Origin of the sequence: Pontibacter liquoris (assembly GCF_022758235.1) — a bacterium.
Lineage (GTDB): Bacteria > Bacteroidota > Bacteroidia > Cytophagales > Hymenobacteraceae > Pontibacter > Pontibacter liquoris.
This window is the reverse complement of sequence record NZ_JALEBG010000001.1, coordinates 2,868,782-2,881,872: the sequence shown is the minus strand read 5'-3', so window position 1 is coordinate 2,881,872 and position 13,091 is coordinate 2,868,782. Positions and strand designations below refer to the sequence as shown.

The following is a 13,091-nucleotide window of genomic DNA, read 5'->3' as shown; positions in this document are numbered from 1 at the left end:
GTTACATAGCGCTATTTAATTGGGTAATCGATAATAAAGATTGAAAGCAGGGTGTTGCAATATTTGTAGTCAGGTACTTTGCTGAAGAAAAGGTATCTCCCTGAAAAATGCAGTTCGATTCAAAGTATAATATTACTTTCTGCCTCAGCAATGACTTAGATACGGGAATGAATAAAAGCCGGATATCGGCAACAGAATAGAATTAGACGCTGTTTAGCACTTATTTGAGGCACCCTAATGAAGATAAATCCAATTTCGGCACTACCTGGCAGCTGTGGCAGACTTCTAAGTAATTGTTTAAACGCTAAATAGAAAAGTAAGCCTGGTGAATAGAAACAAAGGAAAGTTATATTTGTTGTTTTTTTACATATTTTAAAATAAAAATAAAAAATTGTGTTATGTTAATGTAGTGGTAATGTGGTTTGCTTGGTTTAGGTAGGGGATTGTACAACAAGATAAGGCCTTCATAAATATTAAAAATTATACTATTCAGCTCAGAAAAAAATGCTGAACGATCCGCGTAATGCTATGAAACGAACGTAAGTTGCACTTATCAAGTGCTGTGCAAATGTAAATTCATTAAAGACCTCCCAGGAGTAGGATTTTCGCAAAAGAGGAGGTGATGCTCGTTTTAGGAGGATTGGGGTAAGCGCAACCTGCGTTAATTAATCGTTCCGGGCAGCAGGGGAGAAACGGGTGAGCACCTGTTGCAAAACAGCTGTAACGTAACTGCCGCTGTGCGGGCCGTAAAAGTTCATGGCGCGGGCTTCATACTTGTGCAAGCCGTAGTGTTTGTCCGGAATCAGGTAGCCTACATACCCGCCGTTAAATCCGGTTACAAGCACCTCTTGTCCTTGCTGCCTAGCTTGTTCCGCCAACCGGGGCATAAACTCTCCTGAGTAATCAGCCGGTACGCCCAGCAGGATAGTATTGCCCACCTGCATCGAGCTGATAAAGGCAGTATACCGGCCAAAGAAAGTATAAAACAGCGCCGGCGCAAAACGCTTGCGCTCCCCAAGCCGCCACTGAGGAGTGGGCAGTTGCAACGGTACCTGTGCCGTGCGGAGCACAGCAGTATACGCTGTGGGAAGCGTAGATAACTGCTGCAGAATTTTTTGCGCCAGTTGCCGGCCCACGGCCGCAGTGCTTTCGAAGCTTTCATCCGGATGCTGTGCCTGGTGGCTGCCTACCGCTCCGGCCGCAAACGCCGCGAAAGTTACCTCATGTTCCAGTGTATCCACCAGTTCGCCGGGGTAATCTCTGGACAGCACTGGCTGCATGGAAGGCAGAATGGTGGGATGCGCCGAAAAGGTACAAAGCAGGGCCGTCCGGCCGTCTGCCTGTTCAAACTTTACAAAGCGCAAGGTAGAGTCAAGGTTGGTGGTGGTGCCGGTGAGGCGATTTTTAACAAGGGCCGCTGCGCTTATCTGGCCATAGCCAATGCGGGCGGGCAACTGGCGCTGTTGCGCCAGTTGCATACTTTGCAAGATGTGGTTTACCGTTTGCTGCACTACGGTTTTGCTATACTTACCTGCCATGAGCCGGCCGGCCAGCTTTTTCTGCCAACCTCCAAAACTGCTGTGCGTGTGGGTGGCTGTAAGGTATACCTGATCCGGGCGTAAGCCAAGCTTTGTATATTCCTTTGCCAGCTGCTTTTCTACGCTCATAGGTGCAATGAGCATGTCCAGTGCTACTATATAAGCGGTGGTGTTGCCGTTGCTGAGGGCAAAGGTGCGAACCCAGGCCGAGTCGTGTACCTGCCCGTAGCGCATACCGCGGCGTTTGCCATACCCTGCCAGCGGTGTGCCCACGGGAGGCGTAATATTTACTTTTGCCCACCCCACCTGTAGCGTGTCGCCTGTAGCGGCTGGCGCGGGCATTGGCAGTTGTGCGATGGTTTCCTTGTAATAAGCTGTTTGTGTATAGGGCGTCTGGTCGAGGCGCTGCACCACGCAGGCGGGGCACAGCAGCAGCAACCCGGCAAGCCAGATCAGCAGGGAGGGATAAGATGGGATAGCCGTTTTCAAGAAGGCGAAGATACTACATTTGCAGCGGCATCCGGAAGCTGGCCGGGTAAACGCGGCGTGAAAGTAACCGGTTATAGCTTACGCTATATATTTTGGGTTTGCTATAAACAGTTTACGTTTTATTTTCGTTTATTTATAGTATGATATGGTGGTTAGTAATACTCAGCTTTATCGGCGCGTGCGCTATGTGGCTTTTGTTGCAGCCTGATAGTTTCGAGGACTATCACAGGCACCTGGCCGTGCGCCGCCGGCTCTGGCGGATCGATCGCAAACGCAGGAAAGCCGCTGCCGACACTGACCCAAAGGCCTGAGCCCCGGTTAGTAACGAAATCAGAAGTATAGTTGCCGGTAATTATACTTCCGCAAACCTGTGTGCTCATCCTGTTTCAGGTACAGGCACTTCCCGGTTCCATTCTGAATCCACCGTTCCAACATGCCTCCTTCTTCAACCGCCTGTAACACGGGCTGCTTTCCGGGTACGCGCGCGTGCGGCCTGTAAACTGCTCCGGCGGCCGTACGGCTTCTTTGTTTTCTGCTTTGTTTGGCTATTTAGGCCGGATACTGCATTTCCGAGGGCTACTTGTTTCCGGATTAAAGCAATAACCTTTAAATTTGACGTTCTCAGCATCCTGAGGTTATCTGTTTACTTGTTTGTATCACGGGGCGGGAACAACGGCTGTATCGGTTAAGCACCGGCAGGTTATCCGGAGCGTTTCTCCTTCGACTTTAGTCTGAATTTATAATGGAACCAAATTTAGAACACCTTTTAAAGATCGCCTCCGAGCTTTCAATCACCATTAAGCAAGTAGAGGCCACAGCCTCGCTGCTGGATGAAGGCGCTACGGTACCTTTCATTTCCCGCTACCGAAAAGAAGCGACCGGCTCGCTCGACGAAGTGCAGATTGCCGCTATCCGCGACCGGATGGAGCAGCTCCGGGAACTGGACAAGCGCCGCGAAAGCATCCTCAAATCCATCCGTGACCAGGAGAAGCTCACGCCCGAGCTGGAAGCGCAGATCAATGCCGCCGAAACCATGGCCGTGCTGGAAGATATCTACTTGCCTTACAAGCCAAAGCGCCGCACCAAAGCCACCATTGCCCGCGAAAAAGGACTCGAGCCCCTGGCCGAGCGCATTTTCAGGCAGGAAAATTTTGATGTGGACGCCGAAGCGGCTGCTTTTATCTCCGAAGAAAAAGAGGTGAAAGATGCTGCCGAAGCCCTGGCCGGTGCCCGCGACATCATGGCCGAATGGATGAACGAGAACGCCGAAGCCCGTGCTACCATGCGCCAGCTCTTTGAAAAGAAAGGCGTGTTCAAGAGCCGCGTGATGTCGGGCAAAGAAGAAGAAGGACAGAAATTCAAAGACTATTTTGAGTGGGAGGAGCCGATCGAGAAAGCGCCGTCGCACCGCATCCTGGCCATGCGCCGCGGCGAAGCCGAGATGGTGCTCATGCTGAGCGCGCAGCCCGAAGATGAAGCGGCGCTTGCCAAACTCGAAGACATGTTTGTGCAGGGCAACAATGCTGCCTCGGAGCAGGTGCGCCTGGCTGTACGGGATTGCTACAAGCGCATGCTCAAGCTAAGTATGGAAACCGAAGTGCGCCTGAGCTCCAAACGGCGTGCCGACGAAGAAGCCATCCGGGTATTTGCCGACAACCTGCGCCAGTTGCTGCTCTCCTCGCCGCTGGGCCAGAAAACGGTACTGGCACTCGACCCGGGCTTTAGAACCGGTGTGAAATCCGTGGTGCTCGACAAGCAGGGCAAGCTGCTGCACAACGAAACCATTTACCCGCACACCGGCCAGCACAAAGAGCAGGAGGCGGCTCAGGCTGTGCGTTACATGGTGACCCGCTTCGAAGTGGAAGCCATCGCCATTGGCAACGGTACAGCCAGCCGCGAAACCGAAAGCTTTATCAAGAGCTTGAAACTACCGGCTTCAGTGCAGGTAGTGATGGTAAACGAAAGCGGCGCTTCAATCTATTCTGCTTCGGATGTGGCCCGCGAGGAGTTCCCCGACCAAGACGTGACGGTGCGCGGCGCTGTTTCCATCGGCCGCCGTTTGATGGACCCGTTGGCCGAACTCGTAAAGATCGACCCCAAAAGCATCGGCGTAGGCCAGTACCAGCACGACGTGGACCAGTCTGCCCTGAAGCACTCTTTGGATGACGTGGTGATGAGCTGCGTGAACGCCGTGGGTGTAGAGGTAAACACGGCCAGTAAGCAGCTGCTCACTTATGTGTCCGGTCTTGGACCGGCACTGGCGCAAAATATTGTGGAGTACCGCAACCAGAACGGCCCGTTTAAAACCCGCACTGAGCTGAAGAAGGTGCCGCGCCTGGGCGATAAAGCCTATGAGCAGGCTGCAGGCTTCCTGCGCATCCGCGGCGCGAAAAACCCGCTCGATGCCTCGGCCGTGCACCCGGAAAGCTATCCGATCGTGGAGCAGATGGCCAAAGACCTGGGTGTTACCGTGCAGGACCTGATGCAGAAGGAGGAACTGCGCAAACAGCTCAACCTGAAGAAGTATGTAACCGAAACCGTAGGCTTGCCCACGCTGCAAGATATTGTGAGCGAACTGGCCAAGCCGGGCCGCGACCCGCGCCAGACCTTTGAGGCCTTCAGCTTTACCGAAGGCGTAAACGAGATCAAAGACCTGCGCGCCGGCATGAAGCTTCCTGGCATTGTGACCAACATCACGGCGTTCGGCGCTTTTGTGGACCTAGGCGTGCACCAGGACGGCCTGGTACACGTGAGCCATTTGTCGGATCGCTTTGTGAGCAACCCGCACGAGGCTGTAAAAGTAGGGCAGAAGGTAGAAGTAACGGTGCTGGAAGTAGACGTAGCGCGCAAGCGCATCTCTCTAAGTATGAAAGGCGACCCGGCTGCTGCCAAACCGACTGGCGGAGGCGCTAACCGCAATAACAAAGGCGGAAACAAGAAGGAGGAAGAGCCGATGGATGATTTCCAGGCGAAGCTGGCCAAGCTGAAAGGCATGTTTAAATAAGTACGGGCCTAACCACCTGTTGCTGCATTATACAAAAAAGGCAACCGTTGCATTGCAGCGGCTGCCTTTTTTGTTAATTTGAACAAAAAGGGCACTTTCCTGTAAACGATAAAAGGAATTCTGTTTGCACCGTATAACTAGCTGAAAACAAAAGGTCTGATGCTCCTGCCGATGCATTTACTTACTAAGAACCTGCTTTGTCCTATGAGAAAATACTGCCAACTTCTGTTTTCTGCTTTCTTCCTGATGGCAAGTGCCTGCACGGCACAGGCACAGTATACTTTAAAAGAAGTATATCCCGGCCTGGAATTAAATAACCCGACGGAGTTAATTTCCGAAGGAAACCAAACTTATGCCGTCGCGCAGGAGGGCATCATTTACAGCATTTCGAGTAGCGGGAAAAAGCCATTCCTCAATATCACCGACCGGGTAGTGTCCGGCGGCGAGCGCGGTTTGCTGGGACTTGCCTTTCACCCGGACTTTCGCAAAAACGGCTATTTTTATGTGAACTATACTTCCGGAAAGCCGCTGCATACCCGCATCTCCCGGTTCACGGCAAAGCCCGGCACCACGCAGGCAGACCCGGCCAGCGAAGTGGTGCTGCTTACCTTTGCCCAGCCTTACAGCAACCACAACGGCGGTAAAGTAGCCTTTGGGCCGGATAACTATTTATACATTGGCGTGGGAGATGGCGGCAGTGGCGGCGATCCGCAGAACAATGCCCAGGACAGAACGAAACTGCTTGGCAAGATTCTCCGCATCGATGTGAACACTACCAGCGGCAGCCACAAGTATGGCATCCCTTCCGACAACCCATATGCCGGTAATAGGCAGGGGTTTAAAGAGGAAATTTATGCGTACGGAATGCGCAATCCCTGGAAGCTCAGCTTCGACACCAAAACAGGTACGCTCTGGGCGGGTGACGTGGGGCAGAACGAAATAGAGGAAGTGGATATCATCCGCAAAGGAGGCAACTACGGCTGGCGCATTATGGAGGGTACAGCCTGCTACGAGCCATCCAAAAACTGCGATAAAGCTGGTCTTATCCAGCCGGTGCACGAGTATACCCATGCCGAGGGCGCCTCTATTACGGGCGGGTATGTGTACCGGGGTACTAAACTGCCAGCGCTGCAGGGCAGCTATATTTACGGTGATTATGTGAGTGGCAAAGTATGGGCGCTGACGGTAGATAAGAACGGAAAGGCCACCGGAAATAAATTGCTGCTGACAGCCGGTTTCCCGATCTCCTCGTTTGGGGTGGACCCAAATGGAGAGCTGCTGGTCGTGCGGTACGGGGATAAAGGCAAAATATATCGCTTAACCGGCGGTAAGTAGCAGCTGCCTGCGTTAAAAGGTCAGTGTAGCGCTGAGTGCCGCAGAACGGGTGCTGAGCTGCGGCGTTACCAGCAGCCGTTGCCGGCGCAGGTGCAGCCGGTCTTCGCCTAGTTTGTACAGGGCACTCACGCCTTTGGCTGAAAAATAACCCACTGCCGCTCCCGCGATCACATCGGTCGTCCAATGGGCATTGTCGTTGATGCGCGACAAACCAACCAGCGTGGCGACGCCATAGGCAACAGGGGCTACATACGGATGGTCGCCGTAAACGGTAGCTATAGAAGTGGCTACTGCAAAAGCAGCCGTCGTATGCGCCGATGGCAGTGAGGTATTATCCGTTTCTTTCAGCGGCCCATCAAAAACATGGTTTTCGGTGGTGGCACTTGGCCTGTGCCGGTGGAAAGAGTTTTTGGCAATATCGGTGATGGTAGCGCTGGCCGCTATACTTCCCAGGGCAATAGCGCCCACTTTTGTCAGCTTGGGTTTGCGGAGCACGAGTCCGCCCGCCAGTGCGGCCACGGCAAATGGCGACATGTTGGCCGAGTGCCCCAGCGGCTCCACTACATTCGAAATGGCATCGGCTACTTTGGTCTGGTGACTTTGTGTGAATTGCTGAACCGGTTCGTCGGCCAGGGCAAACGTAGCCAGCCACAGGCCGGCGCCCGCTGTTGCCAGCGCTGCAGTATGCAGAAATTTACGGCTGGCCGGCTTAGGGTCCACCGAATCGGGGAGGGCAACTGTTTGTACTGAGGTGCCAGGTAGGATAAGAGGCAAGCCGGCGGGCGAAGCCTCCAGCGACTGGGCGTTTACACGCAACTGAAGCAGGAGCACCAGCAATAAAACAAACAGCTTCATCGAACGACAGGTTAGCTTATACTTAATATGATGAATTATACCGGCTGTAAATAAGTTCAAAATCCTATATAAAAGCGCATTAAATTTTAACCGAGCGATATTAGGAGCAGGAGGATCGGACTGAACTTCCTGCACGGAAGGTATTTTTTATAGCCACGTTACCTGCTGGTCACTTTTGCAAGCAAACGCTTGTTTACCGGTATAACCATGCAGTTGAGCAGGAAAAAGAAGGCGGAAGCACCGGGGAAACTCCAGCTGAACGAGGTAAAGCGGGTAGCCGCAAAACGAAAGCATCATCGGAAAAAAGAAGACACTGCTAGAATATAGAACAAAACAGATATATTTTTTATACTTCATTTGTATAGTTTAAATTTTATATATTATATTTGATATATAAAAATGAGCTATGAAAATCAGATTGTCTATTTTGTTGGCAGCGGCAATTGGCCTGGCTTTTACAAGTTTTAACGAAGGAGTTTCGGCACACCCCAGCATCGATAGCAGTACTGGCACATACCACAACAGCTCGTTACCGGCAAAAGCACCGGACAAAAGCACCAATTCAGCACCTGCAACCCGTAAAAATCCTGCTCATGTTACCCGCTAAGGGGCAAAAGCATCCTTAAATTTCGGAGTTATCCCTGATAGGATAATGTAAAAACCCTCACAACCTGCATATGCCGGATGCGCCTTTAGCCAATCGCTTTTGTTAAGTATAGGTTTAGTTTGTTTAGTTTTAGTTTTGTTTACAGCACGGCCCTGCAGATGCAGGGCCGTGCTGTTTCCGGGCTTTACAGATTCCTCCTGCACATCCTCCTTTCTGCAACACTGAATAACGCCACTTGAAAATGCCTCCTGCTGCTAGGGGCTAGTTATCAGCATGGGCGCACACCTTAGCCGGCCCCGTATAAACAGGTATAGCGGATGTGCGTAAACCGAATAGGTCATACTACATCATAAAGCAAGCAACGAAATGAAGTTAGCAGGAAATACCGTTTTAATAACCGGCGGCGCATCGGGGATAGGCTTTGCCCTGGCAGAGCGGTTTCTGAAAGCAGGAAGCGAAGTGATTATCTGTGGCAGAAGGGAAGAAAAGCTGCAGCAGGTCCGGCAGCAATACCCAACGCTGCACACCCGCGTGTGTGATGTGGGTGATCCGGCAGACAGGGTGGCGCTGGCGCGTTGGGTGAAGCAGGAATTCCCGAAACTGAATGTGTTCATCAACAATGCCGGCATTCAGCGGCGGGTGGCCGTGGCCGATATTGGCGAGGCGTGGGAAGCGCACCAGCAGGAAATTGCTATTAACCTGGAAGCACCCATTCACCTGTCGGCGCTGTTACTGCCTTTGCTGCAGCAGCAGCCGGAAGCCTATATCATGAACGTAACCTCGGGACTTGCCTTTGTGCCGGGCGCCTTTGCAGCTATTTACAGTGCTACTAAAGCCGCCATGCATTCGTTTACCATGTCGTTACGGCAACAGCTGGCGCATACAAGTATAAAGGTGATCGAGCTGGTGCCGCCAGCTGTTAATACTGACCTGGGAGGCCCGGGGCTGCATACGTTTGGCGCGCCGCTAAACGACTTTGCCGATGCCATGATACAAGGCCTGGAGAACGGGGAGCAGGAAATCGGTTACGGCACAAGCGAGCGGAACCGGAAAGCATCACGCCAGGAAATAGACGAAATTTTCCGGCAGATGAACGCCCGCTAACCAATAGCAGCTGGCGAGATCAGGAAGCGAATTGTTTGTTAGGGCAGCCCGCTTTAAGCGCTGCCTTGTTTCCGGGCCGGTACCTGGAAAAACAGGCTGACAGAAGTATAACTGGTGCGTATTTTGCTGGGTAGAGGGGATTGATAGTGAGATAGCATGAAGCAAAGAAAGTTGATTTATATAGCCCTGATGCTATTGCTGGCGGGCAGCTTTGGCTGCAAACAGGCCACCGATCTGAAAGCCTTTACCGAAGCCACCTACAGCCTGCAGCAGGTATCGGATGTGAAACTGAACGGCATCGATGTGATGCAGAAGCGGAGCCCTTCGGATTTTACAACCCGCCAGGGAGACAGCCTCCTGGCGTCCATCTCAGATAATACGCTAAAGGCCTCCACTACCCTGTACCTGCACGTGCAGTTACCGGACACAAACCAAGCAGGTAGTATGACCATTACCCAGTTGCGCTGGCAGCTCCTGGTAGACGGCAAAGAAACACTGACGGGCCTTGTAGAAGACCCCATACAGCTGCACGAAGGCCTCAATACACTTCCGCTCCATACCAATGTGGTCATGGCCGAGCAGGAAGGCGTTCGCAACTATGAAGGCTTATCCAAACTGATGACGCTGCTGGCCAAAAAGCAGGACCTGCGCCGCAACCTGATCCTGCAAATCAAACCAACCATAGCCACACCGGTTGGCGAAGTGGAGGTGCCCCGGTATATTACCGTAGGCAGGCCAGGAAATAGCTGATACTGAAAAGCCGTTAAGAACCGGCAGCTGCCGTTTCCACGGCCCGCTGCGGCTGCGGCTGTAAAAACATACCGATTGGGAGTCCAATTAACAAACCCCCAATGCTGCCGGCCAGGCCATAGAGCATCGGGTTTACTTCTGTATCCAGGTGCAGGGCCACCAGCCATACGCCCATGCCAGCCAGCATGGAGCCGATAGCGGCAGCAGCATTCGTTTTACGCCAGAACATACCGGCTACCAGTGGCACAAACAGGCTTACCAGGCTCAGGGCCGACGACTCGCTCACCAGCTCATAGATATTGCTGCTCGAGAGCGCCATACCCAGCGATACAGTGGCTACCAGCAGCACGCTCAGCCGCGAAAGGTGGAGCAGCTTTCTGTCCGTTATTTTTGGGAACAAAGGCCGCAGCATGTTTTCGCTTAAAATAGCGGCCGGCGCCAAAATCGCTCCGCTGGCCGTGCTGATGATGGCCGAGAGCAGCGCCCCGAAGAAAAGCACGTTAACCCACAGCGAGGAAGAACGAAGTATAAGGCCGGGCACCAGCAACTGGGCGTCCTGCTGCAGCAGGTCCGGGTGCAGTGCCCGGGCATAAAGCGCAATAACGAGCGGCAGCAGGGCTATGGTGAGGTATAAAAAGCCGGCTGCAATAGAAGAGCTTACCGCCACCCTTTCCGAGCGCGCCGACATGACCCGCTGAAAAACATCCTGCTGTGCAATGGAACCCAGACCGATGGTGATCCACAGGCCGAAGTAGTTCAGCCAGGTGGTAGCATCCTGCTCCCGGGGCACAAACCGGAAGAAATCTACGGGCAGGTTGGCCGTGACCGTTTGCAGCGGAACCTCCAGCATCAGGTCGATGGTGATAAAGAGCAGTCCGCCGATAATCATGATAGTTTGTACAAAATCGGTAATAGAGACCGACCACATGCCGCCCAGGTAAGTATAACTGACCACCAGCAGGCTGCCGCAAAAGATGCCCGCCGTTACCGACAGGCCAAAGATTTGGTTCAGTACAATGCCCAGCGCCACCATTTGTGCCGCTATCCAGCCAAAATAGGAGATGATCATAAAGAAAGCGGCCAGCTGCTCTGTGGTGCGGTTATAGCGCACCCGGTAGTAATCGCCAATGGTGAGCAAATTCATCCGGTAAAGCTTTTTGGCGAAAAACAGCCCGACCAGCACCAGGCATAACGCCGCGCCAAACGGGTCTTCGATCACGCCCAGTACCCCATGCGAAACGAACTCAGAAGAAGCCCCAAGCAGCGTTTCGGAACCAAACCAGGTGGCAAAGATCACCGCTGTAGAGACAAGGAAGGGCAGCCGCCTGCCCGCCAGCAGAAAGTCAGACGTGTTGTGCACGCGCCTGGAAGCCCAGTAGCCCAGGCCAAGGGTAAAGAGCAGGTAGAGGAGCACGAAAAAGAGCAGCATCGGCAGTTTATTTTGCAGCAAATTAAGCAGAAAATACGGCAAGCTGAAAGCGCTGATCCGGCGAAAAACACAAAAGTGGCAACAGTATAAATCTTTGGCAAAGTAGTTGCATTCATATACTTGGTAACCTGGCACGCTCGTTTTACAGGAGCTGCATCCGTTACAAAATCCAGAAAAAGCATCTTTATACTTTATGCCAAACTTTAAAAAATTAACGTACCTGCTGGCCTTGCTTCTGGCGCCCGTGCTGAGCCAGGCATCCGCTGTTTCTGTTCCTGCTGCAAAACCTGCTTCGGCTGTAATAGCCATGACAGGGGCCCGCGATATTGTGCAGGAAATCATCAACGTGATCGGTTTGAAACCACGCTTTACTTTAAGACCCGCCAACATCGACAATGCCGCCGCGGTGATCTACGATGGCCAGCGCTATATTCTTTACAACGAGGATTTCCTGGCTGCCATTAACAACGCCGTGCATACCGACTGGGGTGGAGTGAGTATTCTGGCCCATGAGATCGGCCACCACCTGAACGGCCATACGTTGGTGCGGGGCGGCAGCAACATACCCGACGAGCTGGAGGCTGATGAGTTCTCAGGGTTTGTGCTCCGGAAAATGGGCGCGAGCCTGGCCGATGCCCAGGCCGCTATCAACCTGCTGTCGGAAGACGACAACTCCAGCACGCACCCGGGCCGCAACTATCGGCTGGCGGCTATCAGCAAAGGCTGGCGAAAAGCCAACGACCAGCTACTGGCCAGCGCCAACGGCCCGCAGCCTGACGACCGGGCCATTGCCAGCCGGCCTGCCCAGCGTGCGCCGCAACAAACCCAGCGGGTGGCGCAGCTCACAAGCCGCGATGTGTTAAAGCGGGTATACTTCAGCGCGGCCCCGCAAGAGCAGTTTTATTTGACCCGAAGCCTGCAATTGGTGCACCTGACCGACCAGGGCGTAGAAGTGCTGGGTAAGATGAGCAAAACGGGGGATGAGGACTATCCTTACTATTTTGAAACCGACTCCCAGCCGCTGTTTGTAACCGCAGATGGTATACTGGTAAACCGCCGCGGGGAGCGCGTGGGATATTTTACCTAAGCGGCAAAGCCCGGGCAGGAGCATGGCGCAACCCGTCTTTTAAACTTATTTAGCAGCCACACTTGTTTTCGGAGCAGGTGTGGCTGCTGCTTTTAGGGCGCCTGCCATACTTTTACTAACTTACCGCCCCGTTTTTCCGGGGATACAAATGAACACTACCTATGATGTTGAAGTATAAAAATATTGCCTTCTTACTGGCACTGCTGGTGCTAAGTGTATCATGTTCTACCAAAAATGACCTGGAAGCTTTTAAAAACGCAGCCTATCACCTAGAGAGAATAGAAGCGGTGCGGGTAAACGGCATTGACCTGATGGCAAAAAAGAGCCCCGAGGATTTCTCGTTCAGCGAAGCCGCCACGCTTTTCTCGGCTTTTTCCCAGAACACCCTTAAAACCACCTCGACCCTGGCTCTGCACGTAGACTTGGGGGAGGAAAACCAGGACCGCACCATGACAATCACCCAACTTAAATGGCAGCTGTTAGTGGATGACCAGCAGGCAGCCAGCGGCATTGTGCAGGAGCCTGTAGAACTTAAAAACGGGCTGAATACCATTAGTGTGAGCAGCCCGGTAACGTTTGTAGAGGAAAACGGCCGCGCAGATCTAAACAAGCTACTGCAACTGGCCACACTGCTAAACCAGGAAGAGGGGAAGCGGCCGAACGTGACGCTGCAGATAAAACCAACCATCCAAACTTCGGTCGGGCCGTTTGAACTGCCAGCTTTCATCAACCTCAAACCATAACCAACACAGCCAGACGAGAAGCGTCTGGCTGTGTTGCTTTAAAACGGATTTTAACTTAAAAAATCGTTAACAGAGTAACTTTCATTTATACTTGTCGTAGTGCGGCACGCTCCTTGCTTTCCTGAAGTGAATACATTTTGCACTAAGATT

Annotated in this window: 11 protein-coding genes; 7 read left to right on the top strand and 4 right to left on the bottom strand. The window is 52.8% G+C overall.

Going from position 1 to position 13,091, the window contains the following annotated elements:
• Positions 1 to 665 precede the first annotated feature (665 nt).
• Both LWL52_RS11935 and LWL52_RS11930 read right to left on the bottom strand, forming a co-directional pair.
• Positions 666 to 2,027 carry a neutral/alkaline non-lysosomal ceramidase N-terminal domain-containing protein gene (locus LWL52_RS11935; protein ID WP_242920091.1) on the bottom strand — a complete coding sequence of 454 codons (1,362 nt, stop codon included), beginning with the start codon at positions 2,025 to 2,027 and terminating at the stop codon, positions 666 to 668.
• Positions 2,028 to 2,179: 152 nt separating this feature from the next.
• Positions 2,180 to 2,407 carry a hypothetical protein gene (locus LWL52_RS11930; RefSeq protein ID WP_242920089.1) on the bottom strand — a complete coding sequence of 76 codons (228 nt, stop codon included), beginning with the start codon at positions 2,405 to 2,407 and terminating at the stop codon, positions 2,180 to 2,182.
• Positions 2,408 to 2,769: 362 nt separating this feature from the next.
• On the opposite strand from LWL52_RS11930, the gene LWL52_RS11925 reads away from it, so the two are divergent.
• On the top strand, positions 2,770 to 5,031 hold the full coding sequence (locus tag LWL52_RS11925; RefSeq protein WP_242920087.1) for a Tex family protein: 2,262 nt from the start codon (positions 2,770 to 2,772) through the stop codon (positions 5,029 to 5,031).
• Between the two features lie 204 nt (positions 5,032 to 5,235).
• Positions 5,236 to 6,366 carry a PQQ-dependent sugar dehydrogenase gene (locus LWL52_RS11920; RefSeq protein ID WP_242920085.1) on the top strand — a complete coding sequence of 377 codons (1,131 nt, stop codon included), beginning with the start codon at positions 5,236 to 5,238 and terminating at the stop codon, positions 6,364 to 6,366.
• 12 nt (positions 6,367 to 6,378) lie between these two features.
• Here the strand turns inward: LWL52_RS11920 and LWL52_RS11915 are convergent, their stop codons facing one another.
• Positions 6,379 to 7,221: a phosphatase PAP2 family protein gene (locus tag LWL52_RS11915; RefSeq protein WP_242920082.1), complete on the bottom strand. Its 843-nt coding sequence runs from the start codon at positions 7,219 to 7,221 to the stop codon at positions 6,379 to 6,381.
• A 406-nt stretch (positions 7,222 to 7,627) separates the two neighbouring features.
• Here LWL52_RS11915 and LWL52_RS11910 point away from each other — a divergent pair, with 406 nt between their 5' ends.
• The 3 genes from LWL52_RS11910 to LWL52_RS11900 all read left to right on the top strand — a co-directional run bounded on the left by LWL52_RS11910 (position 7,628) and on the right by LWL52_RS11900 (position 9,682).
• On the top strand, positions 7,628 to 7,828 hold the full coding sequence (locus LWL52_RS11910) for a hypothetical protein (RefSeq protein WP_242920079.1): 201 nt from the start codon (positions 7,628 to 7,630) through the stop codon (positions 7,826 to 7,828).
• 366 nt (positions 7,829 to 8,194) lie between these two features.
• The gene (locus LWL52_RS11905) at positions 8,195 to 8,932 is read left to right on the top strand and encodes an SDR family oxidoreductase (RefSeq protein ID WP_242920077.1); all 738 of its coding nucleotides are present in this window, start codon (positions 8,195 to 8,197) and stop codon (positions 8,930 to 8,932) included.
• Between the two features lie 156 nt (positions 8,933 to 9,088).
• Complete coding sequence (locus LWL52_RS11900; RefSeq protein WP_242920074.1) at positions 9,089 to 9,682, top strand: hypothetical protein; 594 nt, start codon at positions 9,089 to 9,091, stop codon at positions 9,680 to 9,682.
• A 13-nt stretch (positions 9,683 to 9,695) separates the two neighbouring features.
• Here LWL52_RS11900 and LWL52_RS11895 read toward each other — a convergent pair whose 3' ends face one another.
• A complete protein-coding gene (locus tag LWL52_RS11895) occupies positions 9,696 to 11,111 on the bottom strand; it encodes a high affinity choline transporter 1 (protein ID WP_242920072.1) in 1,416 nt (471 codons plus the stop codon).
• Between the two features lie 193 nt (positions 11,112 to 11,304).
• Here LWL52_RS11895 and LWL52_RS11890 point away from each other — a divergent pair, with 193 nt between their 5' ends.
• Positions 11,305 to 12,198, top strand: a complete 894-nt coding sequence (locus LWL52_RS11890; RefSeq protein ID WP_242920070.1) for a M48 family metalloprotease — start codon at positions 11,305 to 11,307, stop codon at positions 12,196 to 12,198.
• A gap of 161 nt (positions 12,199 to 12,359) precedes the next feature.
• The gene (locus LWL52_RS11885; RefSeq protein ID WP_242920068.1) at positions 12,360 to 12,941 is read left to right on the top strand and encodes a hypothetical protein; all 582 of its coding nucleotides are present in this window, start codon (positions 12,360 to 12,362) and stop codon (positions 12,939 to 12,941) included.
• Positions 12,942 to 13,091: the final 150 nt, after the last annotated feature.